Source organism: Flavobacterium sp. GNP002, from assembly GCF_054343795.1.
On the sequence record NZ_JBTGUW010000001.1, the window covers coordinates 201,733 to 220,647 of the forward strand.

The following is an 18,915-nucleotide window of genomic DNA, read 5'->3' on the forward strand; positions in this document are numbered from 1 at the left end:
ACAAAATCCAAGGCGTAATTTTACAACAAAATCCTAAATCAAAACGCATAATTCGCAAATAAAAAATATAACTTTCTGATAATCAAATTATAATAAAACATTAAATCTTAAAATAGCATTAGTTTATATCGATTATTAACAGTAATTTTGCACCCTATTTTAAAAATACATATGAATAAATTTGAACAATTAGGATTGAGTGAATCGTTACTGAAGGCGATTTTAGATCTAGGATTTGAGAATCCGACCGAAGTACAGGAGAAAGCGATTCCCCTATTATTGGAAAAAGACACAGATATGGTTGCGTTGGCTCAGACAGGGACGGGGAAAACGGCAGCTTTTGGTTTTCCAGTTATTCAGAAAATTGATGCCAACAACAGAAACACACAAGCATTAATTTTATCTCCAACACGCGAACTTTGTTTGCAGATTACCAACGAAATTAAAAACTACTCTAAATACGAAAAAGGTATTAATGTGGTAGCAGTTTACGGTGGAGCTAGCATTACAGAACAAGCGAGAGACATAAAGAGAGGCGCACAAATTATTGTGGCAACTCCAGGAAGAATGCAAGACATGATTAATAGAGGATTGGTAAACATTTCTCAAATTAGTTTTTGTATTCTTGACGAAGCTGACGAAATGTTAAACATGGGTTTCTACGAAGATATCGTAAACATCCTTTCTACTACGCCAGACGAAAAAAACACATGGTTATTCTCTGCAACAATGCCTGCTGAAGTAGCACGTATTGGAAAACAATTCATGAAAGACCCAATTGAAATTACAGTTGGTGCTAAAAACTCAGGTTCTGCTACCGTTTCTCACGAATTTTACCTTGTAAATGCACGTGATCGTTACGAAGCTTTGAAACGTTTAGCTGATGCCAATCCAGACATCTTCTCAGTAGTTTTCTGTAGAACTAAACGTGATACACAAGCTGTTGCTGAAAAATTAGTTGAAGACGGATACAGCGCTGCTGCATTGCACGGAGATTTATCTCAAGCGCAACGTGATGGTGTTATGAAATCTTTTAGAGGAAGACAAATTCAAATGCTTGTAGCTACTGACGTTGCTGCTCGTGGAATTGATGTTGATAACATTACTCACGTAGTGAATTATCAATTACCTGACGAAATTGAAACCTACAACCACCGTTCAGGTCGTACTGGTCGTGCTGGTAAATTAGGAACTTCTATTGTAATCGTAACTAAAAGTGAATTGCGTAAGATTTCTTCAATTGAAAGAATCATCAAACAAAAATTCGAAGAAAAAACAATCCCTTCTGGAATTGAAATCTGCGAAATCCAATTATTACACTTAGCTACTAAAATTAAAGACACAGAAGTTGATCACGAAATTGACAACTATCTTCCTGCAATTAACAGCGTACTTGAAGGTTTATCAAAAGAAGAATTAATCAAGAAAATGGTATCGGTTGAATTTAATCGTTTTATCAATTACTACAAGAAAACTAGAGATATTTCTAATCAAGCTTCAGGTTCTGAAAGACGTGATCGTGACGATAGAGATGGTGCTCCAAGAGAAAACAACAATGGTGGTGCAACAAGATATTTTGTGAACATAGGTTCAAGAGATAACTTTGATTGGATGTCATTGAAAGATTACTTGAAAGAAACATTAGACTTAGGTCGTGATGACGTTTTCAAAGTAGATGTAAAAGAAGGTTTCTCTTTCTTTAACACTGATCCGGAACATACTGATAAAGTAATGGAAGTATTGAACAACGTACAATTAGAAGGACGTAGAATCAATGTTGAAATTTCTAAAAATGATGGTGGCGGAAGACGTGACCATAACGGAAGAAGTTCTGGTGGAAGTTTTGGTGGTGGAAGAAGTTCTGCTCCAAGAAGAGAAGGAAGCTTTGCTCCAAGAAGAGAAGGTTCTGGTGGTGGATTTAGAAGCGATAGAAATTCAGCTTCAAGAGAAGGTGGATTCGGACCAAGAAGCTCATCAGCTCCAAGAAGAGAAGGTGGTTTTTCTTCTGACAGACCTAGAACTGAAGGTTCATCTGACAGAGCACCAAGACGCTCTGAAAGCTTTGGTGACTCACCAAGACCAAGAAGACCAAGAAGAGACTAACATTCATTGTTAATTTTCTTATAATTATATACTGGAACTACAAAATATTTAATCCTGTTTTATTACTTTTAAAGTCTTAAACCAGTTTATGAAATATTTTGTAGTTTTCTTTTTTTTAGTACTCTCCGCAACTGCTTTTGCGCAAGTTAAAGAACCCTCCCAAAAAGTTAATGGTATCATTATCAGCAATACTACTAGACAAGTATTATCTAGTGTAAATATCATTAATATCAATAAAGTTAGAGGCGCAACTACCGATTCAGGAGGATATTTTGAAATAGATGTACAAGTGAACGATACACTTCACATTACTAGTTTAGGATTTCAATCACTTCGCGTTCGTGTAACCAATGACTGGATAAAAAACAAAAGCACCAAAATACAACTTACCGAAAAAGCAATTGCACTTGAAGAAGTCGTAATCAGACCTTTTAATCTAACAGGATATCTTGAAGTAGATACTAAAATTATCCCAGTAAGAGAAAACTACAGATATAGTATTTCCGGCTTAACGCAAGGATATGAAGCAGGGGAATATTCTCCAAATGCTTTTGGAAGAGTGCTAGGTTCTATATTTAATCCCGCGGACATGCTCTATAATTTCTTTGGTAAGAATCCAAAAGAGCTCAAGAAACTGAAAGAAATGAAGAAAGATGACACGGTAAGAAATCTTTTGGAATCAAAATTTGACAGAGAAACAATATCAGTTCTTTTAGGTGTTGACAAAAATGAAATAGCTGAAATTCTGCAACGTTGTAACTACTCTGAATCTTTTATAAAAACAGCTAATGATTTGCAAATCATGGATGCTATAAGCGGATGTTATGAGGAATACAAAGTTCTGAAGAAAAAATAAATACAGTATTCCATTACTTAAATAGCTAGTTATTTTGAAATAAAAAACAATTTAATCCCCGATTCCGAAAGTAGTTGGGGATTTTTTATTTTAAAGCGCTTAAATTCGAGTTATCAATGCAATTAAATAATCTAAAAATAAATTCTATGTCTATCATACCTTTCCAAACTATCAATTGGGATTCAATAGAAAAGACCGAACACATCGGAACAACAGGAATGGCGCATTGGCAAACGATACAATTAGGCGGACTTAGAATTCGTAAAGTAATATATTCCAAAGATTATCTGGCAGATCATTGGTGCCAAAAAGGACATATTGTACATTGTCTCGAAGGAGATTTTATTAGTGAATTAGAATCCGGTGAGCAAATCCAACTCTCTAAAGGAATGACTTATGTGGTTTCAGATGACGCCAGTTCTCATCGCTCAATAACTGCTAATGGAGTTGAATTATTAATCATAGATGGGGATTTTTTGAAATAATATTTAAAATAAATCAAAATATTATATACATTTACTTATACCAAAATTAAAAACAAAATTAAATACCTATATCATGGCAAAAAGTCAAGACGCTAAGAAGACCGTAAAAAAAGAACCTTTAAAAACGGCTAAAGAAAAGAAAGAAGAAAAAAGAGATAAGAAAAACAGTCCTAAAAGAGACTAATTCTTTTTTATAAAAACAAACCCTCGTTTATTGCTAAACGAGGGTTTTATCTTTTATTAAAATTCAAGATTATTTCACCGGAATATTAGCTAAAATCTCCAATACAAATTTCCAGAATTTCTGAGAAGAAGAAATACTTGCTCTTTCATCAGGGGAATGTGCACCGTGAATTGTTGGTCCAAAAGAAATCATATCCATATCCGGATAATTCGTTCCCAGAATTCCACATTCTAATCCTGCGTGACACGCCACTACTTTTGGTTTTTCGCCGTTTTGTTTTTCATAAATTGGAACTAAAACATCTAAAATCTCCGATTCAGAATTTGGCGTCCAACCTGGATATGAACCTGAAAATTCTACTTCACAACCCATTAATTCAAAAGCAGAACGCAACGCATTCGCCAAATCAAATTTAGAGGTTTCAACCGAAGAACGTGTTAAACATTGTACCGAAAGCTGTCCTTCGCCAACAATTACTTTAGCGATATTATTCGATGTTTCCACCAAATTATCAAAATCAGCACTCATTCTATAAACGCCATTATGAGCTGTGTACATTGCTCTTACAAAGTAAAACTGAGCAATTGAAGGCATTACTTTAGCAGGAGCTGCATCCATTTTTTCAAAAACAACTTCTAAAGTTGGTTCTGTTGTTTTTAACTCCGTTTTGATTTCGTTTACAATTTGCTGCATGTCAAAAACAAAAGCTTCATCATACACTTCGGCAATAATTACTTTTGCTTGACTTTCACGCGGAATCGCATTACGCAGACTTCCACCTTTTATTTCGGAAATTTGTAAACCAAAATTATCAAAACCATCAAACAACAATCGGTTCATGATTTTATTGGCATTACCTAAGCCTTTATGAATATCCATTCCAGAATGCCCGCCCTTCAAGCCTTTTACAGTAATCGTATATCCTACAGATCCTTCCGGAGTTTGCTCTTGATCATACTCAGCAGTTGCAGTCACATCAATTCCTCCAGCACAACCAATGTCAATTTCATCATCTTCTTCCGTATCCATATTCAAAAGAATTTGACCTTGCAGAATTCCTCCTTTTAAGTTCAACGCCCCTGTCATTCCTGTTTCTTCGTCAATGGTAAACAAAGCTTCTATAGCAGGATGCGGAATATCTGTACTTTCTAAAATTGCCATGATAGCTGCAACTCCAAGACCGTTATCAGCACCAAGAGTGGTTCCGCGAGCACGAACCCAATCCCCATCAACATACATATCAATTCCTTGTGTATCAAAATCAAAAACGGTATCCGAATTTTTTTGGTGCACCATATCCAAATGTCCTTGAAGCACTATTGCTTTTCGGTTTTCCATTCCTGCAGTAGCCGGTTTTCGGATAATTACGTTGCGAATTTCATCTTCGAAAGTTTCTAATCCAAGGCTTTCGCCAAAGTTTTTCATGAACGCAATCACACGCTCTTCTTTTTTTGAAGGACGAGGTACAGCATTCAAATCGGCAAACTTGTTCCAAAGTGCTTTTGGTTCCAGATTTCTTATTTCCTGACTCATTTATTTTCGTTTGAGGTTTAACATTTACAAGTCCCAAAGTTACAAAGTTTAAATTCCTTACGGTAGTAATTGATATTGTAATTATATTTACATTACTAAAATTCATCCTGTGCGAACAAAATATTTTCTTCCTCTCTTTCTTTTTGTCCAAATACTAATTTTACAGGTCCTACCTTATTTTCCGCTACAAGTAGAACAATTTTACAGTAATGGTTTTTATCCGATACTTTCAAAATTTTCAAGATTAGCATTGGGCAGCATTCCATTTTCTTTGGGGGATTTAATGTATATTATTCTTATTGGTTTTATTTTAAAATGGTTTTGGAACCAACGAAAATCTTGGAAATTAAAATGGAAAAGCAATATATTATCCATATTAAGTTTCACTTCGGTATTCTACTTCTTGTTTCATTCACTGTGGGCTTTTAATTATTACCGCCAACCGCTTTTTGAAAAAATGGAAATTAAAAAAGACTATTCAGATGCTGATTTATTGGCTTTTACCAAAAAGTTAATCACTAAAACAAACGCCATTCAAAAACAAATTACAAAAAATGATAGTTTGAAAGTAGTATTTCCTTACTCACAAAACCAGGTTTTTAAGATGAATTTGAGTGGGTACAAAAAACTAGCTGAAGAACATTCCCATTTTACTTATAATCATTTAAGCATCAAAAAATCACTTATCAGTTTACCTCTGACATACATGGGTTTTGGAGGCTATTTGAATCCGTTTACCAATGAAGCGCAGGTTAATTATTTGGGTCCAATGTACAGTTTCCCAATGACCACGTATCATGAAATGGCACACCAAATAGGTTATGCAAGCGAAAGCGAATGCAACTTTATTGGATTCTTAGCTTCAATAAAAAATGATAATTTATACATTCAATATTCGGGTTACAGCATGGCTTTGCGGTATTGTTTAAGCAATTGGCAAGCCAGAGATGAGGCTATTTTTAAACAATTATTAAAAACTGTTCATCCCGGTATTTTGAAAAATTATCAAGAAAGTGAACATTTCTGGAAACAATACGACACGATTATCGATAAAGGTTTTCATGCTTTTTACGACCAGTTCCTTAAAGTAAACCAACAAAAAGACGGAATAGAAGGCTACAGCAAATTTGTGAATTTGATGGTGAATTATTATGAAGGAAAAGTATTGTAGATTTAAAAATCCCTAAAAATCTTTTTTTAATACTTTTAACCTGATTAATTGTCCAATTGAAAATATGGGTATTAAATAAAACCAATTATTATATTTATATGTTGATACTAAGTAACAAGAAATAAAAACTATAACTAAGCATTCCAGTAAAAATAATTTCTTGCAATCAGTAACCGAAACTTTTGATTTCAACCCTATAATTTCAATTAATAAAATAATTAAAACTAGTAATGGCCAAACTAAAATTCCATAAGTAAAAAAACTAAAAATAGAGCCAAAAATACCTATCAGAAAAACACTTGATAAATCTCCGTTTTTTAAACCTAAAATGCTATCAACCACTTCAGAAAAAAATCCCAAAGCAACTGTACCAGATAAAAGACTAAAAAAAATAATATAATTACTGATTAAAATATCTGAACGCTTCATACCTTCAATTTACACTTCATCACTCGTAAAAGTAGTAAAACTTTTCTTTTTGTATGGTCTAATGATCAATCTTCCTTCACGATCAAAACGAATGTAATTGTAGACCCAATTCAGAAATACGACAGCTTTATTTTTGAATCCAATAAGGGAAAACAAGTGCACAAACATCCATACAAACCATGCAAAAACACCATTGAAATGGTATTTAGGCAAATCGACAACCGCTTTATTTCTTCCTATGGTTGCCATCGAACCTTTGTCATTGTATTCAAAAGCTTCCATAGGTTTGTTTTCAATTAATTTTATTAAGTTTTCACCCAATAATTCCCCTTGTTGCATAGCGGGTTGCGCCATCATGGGATGTCCCTGCGGATAGGTTTCGGATTCCATGGAAGCAATATCGCCTACTGCAAAAATGTTTTCATAGCCCACTACTTGATTGAATTCATTGACACGTATGCGTTCAACTTTTTCAACCAAAGATTTTCCATCTAATCCGGCAACAAGAGCGCCTTGAACACCTGCTGTCCAGATTACGGTGGCAGTATCAAATGACAAATCGGAATTTGTGGTTATAGTGCGTCCGTCATAATTAGTTACTCGGACGTTTTTCCAGATTTTTACACCCAAACTGGTTAGAAATTTTTCGGCAGCTTGAGAGGATTTCTCACTCATGGTATTCAGGATTCTGTCGCCACTTTGAATCAGATTGATTTCCATTTTGGCAATATCAAGATCTGGATAATCTTTTTGCAGAATGGCTTTTTTCATTTCGGCCAAAGCTCCTGCAAGCTCTACTCCTGTTGGTCCGCCACCTACGAGTACAAAATTGATGAGACTATTTTGTTCGGCTACATCGGTGGTTAAAACAGCTTGTTCAAAATTTTCAAGAATCAGACTGCGGATATTTAGCGATTGCGGTATGGTTTTCATAGCCATACTGTTGCGCTCGATTTCTTTGTTGCCAAAATAATTGGTTTTGGAACCCGTGGCAATCACGAGATAATCATACTTTAATTCTCCAATTTCGGTGATTATTTTTTGATTATTAGTATCGATTTCTTGGACATTGGTGAGTCTAAAATAAACGTCATCGTATTCCTGAATTACTTTTCGGATTGGGTATGCTATAGAACCGGCTTCGAGGCCGCCTGTAGCAACTTGATATAATAGAGGCTGGAAAGTATGGTAATTGTGTTTGTCTAGAAGGACAACCTGAACTTTTTTGTTTTTTAGTTTTTTGGCTAGTGCAATTCCCGCGAAGCCTCCTCCTATAATTACTATTCTGGGTAAAGTTGAATTTGGGATGTTCATGTTTGTAAAAAAGTTCAAAATTGTTAAAAACCAAAGATACAAAGTTTTCTATTGTTGCATTTCATCAAATAGTATCGAAATTTTTGTTTGTTTTAGAAATGTTCTTCAGATAAATAAACGTGTAAATTAGCCCCGATGGTCCCGAAGCTTCAGAAAAATAAAGATTGCAATGTACAGCGGGACGAATCATAATTATGAAATGAATACTGTTGTGCTACTAAAAAAAATGTACTACTTTGTAACAAAAACCAGTATTGACTTACTAACGTATATATGAGTGATAATCTAGAACATTCTTTTGTAAAGCAGTTGCAGGAAAATCAGAATATAATCCACAAGATTTGTAGGTTGTATACTAATGGCGATGATGCACATAAGGATTTGTTCCAAGAAATTACGATTCAGTTATGGAAGGCTTTTCCAAAATTTAGGGGCGACAGTAAATTTTCGACTTGGGCCTATCGAGTCGCGCTGAACACAGCGATTACTTTATACCGAAAAACAAAACGATCCATAAATACTATCGAATTTGAAGGGCGACAACATTTCCTGAATGATGTTGAATATGACTATGAGGAGGAGGAACAATTAAAACTAATGTATAAAGCGGTTTACCAGCTGAATGATATTGAAAAGGCGTTGATATTTATGTATCTGGAAGATAAGGATTATCAGGAAATATCAGAAACTTTAGGAATTAGTGAAGTAAATGCGAGGGTGAAAATGAATAGAATAAAAGGGAAATTAAAAAAAATATTAAATCCATTAGGAATATGAAAGAGCTGGATTTATTAAAAAAAGACTGGCAGAAGAGTGATAATTCTTTTGAGCAGGTATCAGAAATCGAAATTTACAAAATGATACATAAAAAATCATCTTCCATAGTAAAGTGGATTTTGATCATTAGTATTTTGGAGGTTTTATTGTGGTCGTGTTTGAGTCTTTGTTTTGACTCAGATGGTTACTTAAAAAACATCCAACATTCTGAATTAATTAGCTATTTTGAGCTACTAAATTATGCCAATTATGCTGTAATTTTGATTTTTATTTATTCTTTTTATAAAAGATATAAAGTTATATCTACAATTGCCACAACCAAACAATTGATGCAGGATATCCTGAAGACCAGAAAAACAGTTCAATATTATGTTTGGTATAATTTAGGAATGTTAGTGTTTAGTTTAATCGTAGGATTTATTATTGCTTTTGCCTACAATCCTGAAATGGATGCTTTCAAGCAGCAAATAAATAGTAGTGCTAAGATTATGGCCATTACAATTGGAGTTTTAAGTATTTTTAGTATTGCATTATTTGGCTTACTTTGGTTGTTTTATCGAGTATTATATGGCACTTTACTACGTCGTTTGTATGCCAATTACAAGGAACTAAAGAAAATAGATCTTTAAGTGCAAAAGAAAAAGTCTTAAAATTCAACGTTATATAATATTGAATTTTAAGACTTTTGACTTTGTGACTAAATTTTTAATATTCCCATTTTCTTAAACGGTTCAATTCTTCTTGCTCCTTTATAATTTCAGATGGAATAACTTTTAAAAATGAAGGATGTTGCTCAATTGCATATTCTACTTTTTCTACAATTTCCTCGATTGTATCATTATCGTAATCTATATCAAGAGGTTCCTTGATAATAAAGGACTGCAAAATTCCTTTTTTCTTCATACGAAATCCCTTTTTGTCAAATGAACGACGAAAACCATCTATAACAATAGGCACCACAATAGGTCTGTGTTGTTTGATAATGTGCGCTGTTCCTTTACGAACCGGTTTAAACGATTTTGTAGTTCCTTGCGGAAAAGTAATTACCCAACCATCAGCTAATGCAATTTTAATATTTTCAGTATCATTGGGGTTAATGTCTTTTTTCTCCTGAACATCAACTCCTTTAGCACGCCAAGTGCGTTCTACAGAAATTGCTCCGGCATACGCCATAATTCTTGGCAATAATCCCGCTTGCATAGTTTCTTTAGCAGCTACATAATAGATATTCATTTTAGGTTGCCACAAATAGCAAACATTCTTGATAGTATCATCGCGACCGCTCAAACTCGCATTAAAAACATGGAACATAGCAACGACATCCGCGAAATAGGTTTGGTGATTAGAAATAAAAAGTACGTTGTTGTCCGGTAAATTTCTAATAATTTCCGAACCTTCAATTTGCAACTCATTAAATCCTCTATAACGTCTATGCGTCATGGCTCCGAAGATTCGGATTAGCCATTTTTTTATAAATAATATGTGTCCGAAAGGATTTCTCTTCAACAATCCCATAAAATTGTGTGTTTTTTTGTGAATTTGGATTACAAATTTACGAAATTTATATTTGAAGTTGGTCGCTGAATTCAACAGAACTATTTGAAAATTACAACCAATTAATAGGCGCTTTTCTAACTGTAACATTTTATTTTTTTACACTAGAACCCCTTTCAAAACTTCCTTTAACTCACTCAACATCATCGCTGTAGCTCCCCAAACAATATGCTCCTCAATTTTGAAAGCTGGAATACTGATGTTATCAGCGTAAGAAGTTGACAAATTTGTATCCACTACAAGTGCATCGTCTAAGAAAACCGACAAAGGCAATTCGATAATATTGGCCACTTCCGAAGGTTGTGGTACAAACACCAGTTCTTCTTTACTGATACCCAAAAAAGGATGTACCATAAAATTACTTGGCGGAATATATAATTCTGTAAACGGTTTAAGAATTTCTATTTTATCCGGATGAATCCCTACCTCTTCATGCGTTTCCCGAAGAGCCGTTTCGGCAAAATTCTCATCTTCTAATTCGTATTTCCCTCCTGGAAATGCAATTTGTGCCGAATGAACCCCTTTATAGGAGTTCCGGACAATCAATACCAAATGCGTAATGTCGTTTTTAGGATAAAAAAGCATCATTACAGCTGCAATTCTGGGCTTTTTATCTTCAATGTTGCTGTTTTTTAAGCTTTCTAATCGCTCTAAAGGCGCCATTTTTATATGTGCGTCAAAAGCTGGAAGCTTTGCTTCAATTAATTTAGGAACATACTGTAAAAATTCTTGAAAATCCATAATCAAAGTCTATTTTTGCATATAAAACAGCATATAAATATAGTTTAGAAAATACAATTGCACAAGTTTTTCTATAACCAAAAAGTCATCACAAATGTACAGCAAAGAAGAAACACAAAGATTAAAACGAGAATTCTGGGTTGCATTCGCAGAGAAATATCCTAGAAAATGGGTATTATACGATACTAAAATCAAGGATTTCTCTTTTAAATTTTATGTAGACAATAAAAAAGCTCAAGTTTTAATAGATATTGAACATCGAAGTGATGAAAAAAGAATTGCTTATTTTGAAAAACTGGAAGCGCTAAGAAATATTCTCGAAGAGGATTTTATAAAAGACTTGATTTTCGAAAAAGACTATACACTGGAAAGTGGCAAAACCATCAGCCGAATTTGGGTTGAAAAACTAGGAGTTGGTGTTAGTAATCGTAACTATTGGGATGAAATATTTGACTTCTACAATGAAAAAATGAATGCTCTGGAACTATTTTATTTAGAGTACGATGATTTCATAAAGGACATTGAAAAGCTTTAAATTACAAACTCTATAGAAATTAATATTAAAAAAAATGCTTCAATTTGAACGATTTAATTATTCAAATTGAAGCATTTTTTCATCCAATTCATCACATATTGAAGATATTATACACAATAATCCGATCTTCATAATTGATATACAATTGCTTCCTATTATCCTGTTTTTTTCTGGTGATAATAGAAACAGTACAATCTAATCCTTCATTATCCTTACAAGTAAAAGAATAAACAATATCAGTATCATTCTCTTCGATAGGCTGATAATCTATGATTTCAAATAATTGAATAATTTGAGAATAAACTACTATTCTATTTTTATCAGTATCTAATGTGACTAAAATATTAACCAAATCTAAATCAGACCATTTACCCCATTTCCCTTTTTCAGTTTTTTCTAAAACACTAAAGCCCGAAGTTTTAAACTTATAATTTTGGCCAAAGGAATGCTGTAACCCCATCACTAAAAAAAGTAATACTATATATATTTTAGTCTTTGTCATTCCTTATAAATTAAAAATCGAAATTAATTATTTCTTTTCTGGCCGTGTCAAAATCAGTTATCATTTCCTGAATAATAGCTTCTGCTGATTTTATGTCGTTAATCAATCCTGCTATTTGTCCTATCTCTAATTCACCTTCGATTAAATCGCCTTCAAACATACCGCGTTTCGCTCTTGCTCTTCCTAACAAACTAATAAGTTCTTCTTTTGTTGGACATGTTTCATACAATTGCTGAACATCCTGATAAAATTTATTTTTAATCAATCGAACAGGAGCGAGTTCTTTCAAGGTTAATTGTGTATCGCCCTCTTTAACATTTACAATTGTTTCCTTAAAATTCTCATGTGCAGATGATTCTAATGATGCCGCAAATCTACTTCCTACCTGAACTCCGTCAGCTCCCAAAACCATCGTTGCAAGCATACCATGACCCGTTGCTATACCTCCAGCGGCAATTAAAGGAATAGTGATCTTTTCTTTCACCATAGGAATCAGTGTAAGCGTAGTCGTTTCTTCTCTACCATTATGTCCTCCGGCTTCAAAACCTTCAGCAACAATTGCGTCTACACCTGCATCTTGTGCTTTTAATGCAAAAACAGAACTGCTAACGACATGTACAACAGTTATGCCATTTTCTTTCAAATAAGAAGTCCAAGTTTTTGGGTTCCCAGCCGATGTAAAAACGATTTTTACACCTTCATCAACGATAATTTTTATGATTTCTTCGATATTGGGATACAACATCGGAACATTTACTCCAAAAGGTTTTGAGGTGGCCTTTTTACATTTTTGAATGTGTTCCCGCAAAACTTCAGGATACATGGAACCTGCTCCAATCAATCCTAAACCTCCGGCATTACTCACTGCACTTGCTAATTTATAACCACTATTCCAAATCATTCCTCCTTGAATAATTGGATATTTAATCTTAAAAAGGTCTGTGATTTTATTCATGTAGTATTAACGCTATAATTTCTTAATTATTTTTCCAGTTTTAGAAAAACCATCTGATTCCATTTTATAAAGATACACTCCTTCATGCAGAGATTTCAATGAAATAATAGATGCTTGCGGTGTGATTTTTTGTTCTAAGACTTTTTGACCCAAAATGGAATAAATATATACTGTTCCCATATCAAATGTTGAAGGTAAAGAAACCGAAACAGTGTCACTGGCAGGATTGGGATAGAGTATAAAATCATCTTTAGAAAAAGATTCTAAATTCAACTGGTTGCTTACTGCCAATGCAAAATCAGGAATCCCAAATCCATATTGATTATTTGGATTCGAAAATTTATCCGAGGATTTTAATACTAATTCTCTAATTTCCTTATTTGTTTTTTGAGGAAACGCCTGCCATAAACAAGCTATCATTCCAGCCATTATAGGACTTGAAAAAGAAGTTCCATTAGCAGTCACGATATTTCCGGCTGCATCAGAGACTATAGCTGCTTGTCCTTGTGCCATCACATCTGGTTTTATCCTTCCGTCAAAAGAAGGACCTACTGAACTGAACGAAGTCAATACCTCCGAAGAATTTACTGCACCTACAGCAATTACTGAAACAGCATCAGCAGGAGTTGCAATATGTGGCTCTGCTGTACCGCCTGAATTACCCGCAGATGTTACTACAATCATACCTCTGCTAAATGCAATTTCTGCACCACGGGATATAAATGCATTTGTACCATTTATTTCACTATATGTATGACTATACGCATCATTATCGTAATCAAAATACCCCAAAGAAGTATTGATAATATCTACTCCTAAACTATCTGCTCTTTCTGCCGCTTCAACCCAAAGCGATTCTTCTACAGGATTTTCTGAGGTATCATCTTCGGTAATAAATAAATAATAAGATGCATCTGGTGCTGTTCCCACTAACGAATTTTCTTTATAACCACCCATCGAAGAAAGCACCAAAGTTCCGTGTGAAACTCCAGTATAAAAATCCGGATTTCTTAATACAAAATTATAACCTCCTAAAATCTGGTTGTTAGCTCTTAATCTTTGAAAAGGCTCAGCAGTATCGACTCCCGGAAATCCACCATCTAAAACCGCTATTATTTTACCGGAACCGGTATAATTCTGTTGGTGCAGCTTTTGACCGTTAAGCATCTGAATTTGATTCGATGAAGAACCATAAGCATATTCAATTTTGGTTTTCTTAGTTTTATTTACCTTCTTCATTTTTGAAAGCTTCACTATTTTTGCAGTTTGATTCAATGATTTATCCGCAAAATCAACTTTACTGACAAAAGAAAGCAGTGCTAATGAATTTATATTAGCTTGTGATCCACGAACATGGACTGCATTCATCCATTTGGATTTTGCCATGACAGTAATTCCAGCAGCTAATTTTACTTGATTAATATAGGATTCCTCAACTGGAACATCTTTAAAGTCTATAGCAATACTCTGTTTAGTTCTCCTATCTAATGCTCTCTGACTAAGCATTTCCAAAGGTCTATCTAAATAAAATTGAGAATTGGGCTTTGCATTAAAATATACCCAAGCGTCTTGTTGTGAAAAACCAGCTGAAGTAATCAGCAAAAAAAGATATATATAGATTTTTTTCATAGTTAACTTTATTTATTAGCCCTAAAAACTTCAACTATTACTAGGATTGAATAATTATTATTGCTTTTCAGGAGCTACTTAATTCCAGAAAAGTATTTGTTCTCAGAACTTTTTATAAATTAAAGTACTAAACTAAGAAATTACTCCCGAACCAACTAATTCTTCTCCTAAATACCAGGCTGCAAATTGCCCTTCTGTTATTGCAGATTGCGGTTCGTCAAAAGCTATATACATTCCGTTTTCAAATTGATGCAAGGTGGCGCTTTGCAAAGGTTGTCTGTATCGAATTCTAGCCATTACATGCATAGTTTCTCCATTGGCCAAAGCCAAATCTTCACGAATCCAATGCACTTCATTTTTTTCTATAAATAAGGCTTTTTTGAACAATCCAGGATGTTGACTGGTCAATCCAGTGTAAATAGTATTGGTTTCCACATTAGTGGCGATAATAAACAATGGATCAGTTGTTCCTCCTACATTCAGTCCTTTCCGTTGTCCAATAGTGAAATAATGTGCACCTTGATGTTTTCCCACTACTTTCCCCATATCTGGAGTGTACGGGATTTTTCTAGCATCAGATAGCAAACTATTTTCTAAAGTTAATTCGCCTTCTTGTTCAAAACTGTAAACAGGATCGTTTTTGTCAATTTGAATTATAACTCCGTCTTTTGGTTGCAATTTTTGTTGTAAAAACTCTGGCAAACGTACTTTTCCAATAAAACATAATCCTTGGGAATCTTTCTTTTCAGCAGTAATCAAATCCATTTGAGCCGCTATTTCACGAACTTCCGGTTTTGTCAATTCTCCAATTGGAAATAATGATTTTGCCAATTGCTCTTGTGATAATTGACACAGAAAATACGATTGATCTTTATTAGTATCGGCACCAGCTTTAAGTTGATAAACCGTTTCTCCGTTCACTTTGATTTCACTTTTTTGGCAGTAATGTCCAGTAGCCACATAATCAGCACCAAGACTTAAAGCAATTTTCATGAAGACATCAAATTTTATTTCGCGGTTACAAAGTACATCGGGATTTGGAGTACGCCCTTTTTCATATTCGTTGAACATATAGTCCACGATTTTCTTTTGGTATTCTTCACTTAAATCAACCGTTTGGAAAGGAATTCCTAACTTTTCAGCAACTAATAGAGCATCGTTACTGTCTTCAAGCCACGGACATTCATTAGAAATGGTAACCGAATCATCATGCCAATTTTTCATAAAAAGACCTATGACTTCATACCCTTGTTGTTGCAATAAATAAGCAGCAACACTTGAATCTACACCTCCAGAAAGTCCTACAACAACACGCTTCATCTTCAAAAAATTATAATTTTACAAGGATGCAAAGTTACAAAAGATTTACAACAGTATTTGTTAAGTATAAAGTTAATTGTTTTTGGATTTTGTTGCATTTTCAGGAAAACTCATATTCGTTTCTTTTACCAATTTCCCTTTTTCAAAAAACTGCCAAATTCCTGATTTTTTACCATTTACAAACTGCCCTTTAGAAACTATATTTCCATTTGTATCGCTGAAAATTGCTAGACCACTGTAGCTATTATTTTTAAACATTGACTCTTCTAATAAAATTCCTTTCTCAGTATATTTTTTATAAAAACCATTCTTCAAATTGTTTTTATAACTGATTTCCTCTGCAATTTTACCACTAAGATAAAAAACGGTACGCAAACCTTCCAACTTTCCATTTACGTAATTCTCTGTAGTCATAATATTTTTTGAAGCTTGATGGTAGTACTTCCATTGTCCTTCAAACAATTTATTCACCACTTTACCTTCACTTACTTTATTCTTATTCTGGTCATAAAAAATGGTATACGCTGAATTATCTTTTGCATTAAATTCTCTTGTAGCAATTATGGATTTAGCTTTGGTATCATCGTAAAAATTAAAAATTCCAATTTCTTTTCCGTGCTCAAAAGTACCTTCATATCTAGGTCTTTTTGACTCCTCATAAAAACCTTTCCAAACTCCGTGTTTTTTACCTTTTTCATCTAGCTTATTGAAATCTGCTTGCGCATAAAGACAAAACATATTCAAAAACATTAAAACAAATATTCCTTTTTTATAAAATGCCTTCATAAATACTTTTTTATAATAACGAATTTGGATTACTTAAATTATATTTAAATAAAAAAATCCCGAAAATATCGAGATTTTTTTATGAATTATTTTTTCTTCTGTTGTGCTTTTTGAGCTTCGGCTTGTTCCATCACTTCTTGTAGTTTTTTCTGGAACTTACCCTGTTTTTTCGGCTCTTTCAATTTATTTTCTTGAATTTGAGCATGAATCTTATCACTATCGATAAAGTATCTTTTAATGACTATCATAATTCCAATGGTAATTAGATTCGAAATAAAGTTATATAAACTCAATCCCGCTCCATAACTGTTAAAGAAAAACAACATCATTATTGGCGATACATAAATCATGATTTTCATCATCTTAGCCATATCCGGCATTCCTTCTTGTTGCGGAGCCGCCATTTGCTGGTCACCAGAAGTCATTTTCATATAGAAGAAAATAGCTATCGAGGCAAGAACTGGAAACAAACTGATGTGATTTCCGTAAAAAGGAATATAGAAAGGCAATCTGATTATTTCATCAAAAGAAGATAAATCATCTGCCCAAAGGAAACTTTTTTGTCTTAACTCAAAAGCCGATGGGAAAAACTGAAATGAAGCGTACATAAAAGGAAGCTGAATCAAGGCTGGAATACATCCCGCCATAGGATTTACACCTGCTTTGTTGTATAATTTCATTGTTTCCTGTTGCTTCTTCATTGGGTCTTTTTTGAATTTTTCTCCCAATTCAGTAATTTCAGGTCGCAATACTTTCATCTTGGCTTGTGACAAGAATGATTTGAAAGTAATAGGCGACATCGCAATTTTTATTATTATTGTAAAAACAATAATTGCAATTCCATAGGCAATGTAAGAACTTAAAAATCCGAATAAAGGAATAAAAATAAACTTGTTAATCCATCCAAAAATCCCCCAACCTAACGAGATAATTTTTTCAAGATTTTGATCGTATGCTTTTAGTGTCTTATAATCTGTTGGTCCAAAATACCAACTCATTTTATGATCTAATTCCCCATTTGTAAAAGCCAAAGGGATATTTGCTTTAAATTGTTTCGTAAAAGTGGTATCGATTTTATCGTCTTTAACCAAGTTATCAGACTTCACTTTAGCTGTTTCGAAAGGAGTTTTTGTCAAAAGTATCGTTGAGAAAAAGTGCTGTTTGAAAGCTACAAAAGTTGCTTTTTCAAGATCTGATTCTTCTGATTGACCTAAACCTGCATAATCTATTTTTCCATCTTCATGTTCAAAATAGATTTCAGTATAACGGTTTTCATAAGAAACACTTTTCTCATTTCTGTAGGTTTTTAAATTCCATTCTAAATCTAATGGTTTTGCTGTATTCAATACTTTATTCAACCCTTGAGAACGAATATCAAAACCAATCATGTAATCGTTTGACTTCAAAATGTATTTGTACTCCAAGAATTCATTAGCTCCCGCTTTTAACTTCATGGACAAAACTTGATCTGCTCCAACTTTTGTCAAAGTAGGTTCAAAATACAAGTCTTTAGAATTTAAAGTACGGTTATCACTGGTAAGCAATTGTACATTTAAATTAGCATTATTGTCTTTTATCAGTTCAACTAATTGTCCGGAACCTTTCTTAAATTTTTCAAATTTTTTCAAAGTAGCCTCAACAATATATCCACCTTTATTGGCAATTTTTAATTTAACCAATTCGTTTTCAATAGTTGTAAAACCAGCTGTAGCCGAAGGAAGTGTAGCAGAATAAGCAAAATTTCCTAACGTTTTTTGTAATTGGGCCAATTGTGTAGAATCTCCGGTTGCCGCAACTGCTATAGTAGCTTTTGCAACAGTTTTCGCCTCTAATTCTTTGGCTTTAGCCTGCTTAATTGCCAGCTCTTTTTGTGCTTTTTCAGCTGCAACCACTTTCGGGTCAGGTTGATTTTGGTACATGATGAATACCAAAATACCAAAAATTAATGCAAAACCGATAATCGAATTGAGGTCGAATTTTTTTTGTTCCATTATTATATTTAAAAAAAGTTTAATCTATTAGTATGCACTTTGATGAATTG

17 protein-coding genes are annotated in these 18,915 nt (G+C 33.6%); 7 read left to right on the forward strand and 10 right to left on the reverse strand.

Translation table 11 applies throughout. The annotated features are described in order from the left end of the window. The first annotated feature begins 171 nt into the window (after positions 1 to 171). The 3 genes from ACXX80_RS00930 (at position 172) to ACXX80_RS00940 (ending at position 3,444) form a co-directional block, all read left to right on the forward strand. A complete protein-coding gene (locus ACXX80_RS00930; protein WP_458551621.1) occupies positions 172 to 2,103 on the forward strand; it encodes a DEAD/DEAH box helicase in 1,932 nt (643 codons plus the stop codon). 88 nt (positions 2,104 to 2,191) lie between these two features. Beyond that, the gene (locus ACXX80_RS00935) at positions 2,192 to 2,959 is read left to right on the forward strand and encodes a carboxypeptidase-like regulatory domain-containing protein (protein ID WP_458551622.1); all 768 of its coding nucleotides are present in this window, start codon (positions 2,192 to 2,194) and stop codon (positions 2,957 to 2,959) included. Positions 2,960 to 3,105: 146 nt separating this feature from the next. After that, on the forward strand, positions 3,106 to 3,444 hold the full coding sequence (locus ACXX80_RS00940; RefSeq protein WP_417992330.1) for a DHCW motif cupin fold protein: 339 nt from the start codon (positions 3,106 to 3,108) through the stop codon (positions 3,442 to 3,444). A gap of 253 nt (positions 3,445 to 3,697) precedes the next feature. On the opposite strand, the gene ACXX80_RS00945 is transcribed toward ACXX80_RS00940, so the two are convergent. Beyond that, positions 3,698 to 5,161, reverse strand: coding sequence for an aminoacyl-histidine dipeptidase (locus ACXX80_RS00945; RefSeq protein WP_458551623.1), 1,464 nt, complete (start codon positions 5,159 to 5,161; stop codon positions 3,698 to 3,700). Between the two features lie 109 nt (positions 5,162 to 5,270). Here ACXX80_RS00945 and ACXX80_RS00950 point away from each other — a divergent pair, with 109 nt between their 5' ends. Then, entirely contained in the window at positions 5,271 to 6,332 is a 1,062-nt protein-coding gene (locus tag ACXX80_RS00950) for a DUF3810 domain-containing protein (protein WP_458551624.1), read from the forward strand. A 438-nt stretch (positions 6,333 to 6,770) separates the two neighbouring features. On the opposite strand, the gene ACXX80_RS00955 is transcribed toward ACXX80_RS00950, so the two are convergent. After that, positions 6,771 to 8,075 carry an NAD(P)/FAD-dependent oxidoreductase gene (locus ACXX80_RS00955; RefSeq protein WP_458551625.1) on the reverse strand — a complete coding sequence of 435 codons (1,305 nt, stop codon included), beginning with the start codon at positions 8,073 to 8,075 and terminating at the stop codon, positions 6,771 to 6,773. A gap of 273 nt (positions 8,076 to 8,348) precedes the next feature. Here ACXX80_RS00955 and ACXX80_RS00960 point away from each other — a divergent pair, with 273 nt between their 5' ends. Together ACXX80_RS00960 and ACXX80_RS00965 are read left to right on the forward strand one after the other, a co-directional pair. Further along, entirely contained in the window at positions 8,349 to 8,852 is a 504-nt protein-coding gene (locus tag ACXX80_RS00960; protein WP_091171887.1) for an RNA polymerase sigma factor, read from the forward strand. Beyond that, positions 8,849 to 9,481 carry a DUF8845 family protein gene (locus tag ACXX80_RS00965; RefSeq protein WP_458551626.1) on the forward strand — a complete coding sequence of 211 codons (633 nt, stop codon included), beginning with the start codon at positions 8,849 to 8,851 and terminating at the stop codon, positions 9,479 to 9,481. The genes ACXX80_RS00960 and ACXX80_RS00965 overlap by 4 nt, the downstream gene beginning before the upstream one ends. Before the next feature lie 76 nt (positions 9,482 to 9,557). Here the strand turns inward: ACXX80_RS00965 and ACXX80_RS00970 are convergent, their stop codons facing one another. Both ACXX80_RS00970 and ACXX80_RS00975 read right to left on the reverse strand, forming a co-directional pair. Continuing rightward, positions 9,558 to 10,367 carry a lysophospholipid acyltransferase family protein gene (locus ACXX80_RS00970; protein WP_315206833.1) on the reverse strand — a complete coding sequence of 270 codons (810 nt, stop codon included), beginning with the start codon at positions 10,365 to 10,367 and terminating at the stop codon, positions 9,558 to 9,560. Positions 10,368 to 10,505: 138 nt separating this feature from the next. Next, positions 10,506 to 11,147, reverse strand: coding sequence for an NUDIX hydrolase (locus ACXX80_RS00975; protein WP_458551627.1), 642 nt, complete (start codon positions 11,145 to 11,147; stop codon positions 10,506 to 10,508). A gap of 94 nt (positions 11,148 to 11,241) precedes the next feature. Between ACXX80_RS00975 and ACXX80_RS00980 the strand changes: the two genes are divergently transcribed. Beyond that, the gene (locus ACXX80_RS00980) at positions 11,242 to 11,682 is read left to right on the forward strand and encodes a DUF4268 domain-containing protein (protein WP_417966351.1); all 441 of its coding nucleotides are present in this window, start codon (positions 11,242 to 11,244) and stop codon (positions 11,680 to 11,682) included. 91 nt (positions 11,683 to 11,773) lie between these two features. Here ACXX80_RS00980 and ACXX80_RS00985 read toward each other — a convergent pair whose 3' ends face one another. The 6 genes from ACXX80_RS00985 to yidC form a co-directional block, all read right to left on the reverse strand. Further along, on the reverse strand, positions 11,774 to 12,142 hold the full coding sequence (locus ACXX80_RS00985; RefSeq protein WP_458551628.1) for a hypothetical protein: 369 nt from the start codon (positions 12,140 to 12,142) through the stop codon (positions 11,774 to 11,776). Between the two features lie 52 nt (positions 12,143 to 12,194). Beyond that, complete coding sequence (locus tag ACXX80_RS00990) at positions 12,195 to 13,139, reverse strand: NAD(P)H-dependent flavin oxidoreductase (protein ID WP_458551629.1); 945 nt, start codon at positions 13,137 to 13,139, stop codon at positions 12,195 to 12,197. Between the two features lie 12 nt (positions 13,140 to 13,151). Continuing rightward, positions 13,152 to 14,768 carry a S8 family serine peptidase gene (locus ACXX80_RS00995; RefSeq protein WP_458551630.1) on the reverse strand — a complete coding sequence of 539 codons (1,617 nt, stop codon included), beginning with the start codon at positions 14,766 to 14,768 and terminating at the stop codon, positions 13,152 to 13,154. Positions 14,769 to 14,900: 132 nt separating this feature from the next. After that, positions 14,901 to 16,088, reverse strand: a complete 1,188-nt coding sequence (mnmA, locus tag ACXX80_RS01000) for a tRNA 2-thiouridine(34) synthase MnmA (RefSeq protein WP_458551631.1) — start codon at positions 16,086 to 16,088, stop codon at positions 14,901 to 14,903. A 72-nt stretch (positions 16,089 to 16,160) separates the two neighbouring features. After that, positions 16,161 to 16,874, reverse strand: a complete 714-nt coding sequence (locus ACXX80_RS01005; RefSeq protein ID WP_458551632.1) for a toxin-antitoxin system YwqK family antitoxin — start codon at positions 16,872 to 16,874, stop codon at positions 16,161 to 16,163. Positions 16,875 to 16,960: 86 nt separating this feature from the next. Then, entirely contained in the window at positions 16,961 to 18,865 is a 1,905-nt protein-coding gene (yidC, locus tag ACXX80_RS01010) for a membrane protein insertase YidC (RefSeq protein WP_417992343.1), read from the reverse strand. Between the last annotated feature and the right edge of the window lie 50 nt (positions 18,866 to 18,915).

Excerpts from the sequence above, each read along its gene's own strand:
- ACXX80_RS00930 (WP_458551621.1), top strand. The coding sequence starts at position 172 with ATGAATAAATTTGAACAATTAGGATTGAGTGAATCGTTACTGAAGGCG.
- ACXX80_RS00935 (WP_458551622.1), top strand. The coding sequence starts at position 2,192 with ATGAAATATTTTGTAGTTTTCTTTTTTTTAGTACTCTCCGCAACTGCT.
- ACXX80_RS00940 (WP_417992330.1), top strand. The coding sequence starts at position 3,106 with ATGTCTATCATACCTTTCCAAACTATCAATTGGGATTCAATAGAAAAG.
- ACXX80_RS00945 (WP_458551623.1), bottom strand. The coding sequence starts at position 5,161 with ATGAGTCAGGAAATAAGAAATCTGGAACCAAAAGCACTTTGGAACAAG.
- ACXX80_RS00955 (WP_458551625.1), bottom strand. The coding sequence starts at position 8,075 with ATGAACATCCCAAATTCAACTTTACCCAGAATAGTAATTATAGGAGGA.
- ACXX80_RS00960 (WP_091171887.1), top strand. The coding sequence starts at position 8,349 with ATGAGTGATAATCTAGAACATTCTTTTGTAAAGCAGTTGCAGGAAAAT.
- ACXX80_RS00965 (WP_458551626.1), top strand. The coding sequence starts at position 8,849 with ATGAAAGAGCTGGATTTATTAAAAAAAGACTGGCAGAAGAGTGATAAT.
- ACXX80_RS00970 (WP_315206833.1), bottom strand. The coding sequence starts at position 10,367 with ATGGGATTGTTGAAGAGAAATCCTTTCGGACACATATTATTTATAAAA.
- ACXX80_RS00975 (WP_458551627.1), bottom strand. The coding sequence starts at position 11,147 with ATGGATTTTCAAGAATTTTTACAGTATGTTCCTAAATTAATTGAAGCA.
- ACXX80_RS00980 (WP_417966351.1), top strand. The coding sequence starts at position 11,242 with ATGTACAGCAAAGAAGAAACACAAAGATTAAAACGAGAATTCTGGGTT.
- ACXX80_RS00985 (WP_458551628.1), bottom strand. The coding sequence starts at position 12,142 with ATGGGGTTACAGCATTCCTTTGGCCAAAATTATAAGTTTAAAACTTCG.
- ACXX80_RS00990 (WP_458551629.1), bottom strand. The coding sequence starts at position 13,139 with ATGAATAAAATCACAGACCTTTTTAAGATTAAATATCCAATTATTCAA.
- ACXX80_RS00995 (WP_458551630.1), bottom strand. The coding sequence starts at position 14,768 with ATGAAAAAAATCTATATATATCTTTTTTTGCTGATTACTTCAGCTGGT.
- mnmA (WP_458551631.1), bottom strand. The coding sequence starts at position 16,088 with ATGAAGCGTGTTGTTGTAGGACTTTCTGGAGGTGTAGATTCAAGTGTT.
- ACXX80_RS01005 (WP_458551632.1), bottom strand. The coding sequence starts at position 16,874 with ATGAAGGCATTTTATAAAAAAGGAATATTTGTTTTAATGTTTTTGAAT.
- yidC (WP_417992343.1), bottom strand. The coding sequence starts at position 18,865 with ATGGAACAAAAAAAATTCGACCTCAATTCGATTATCGGTTTTGCATTA.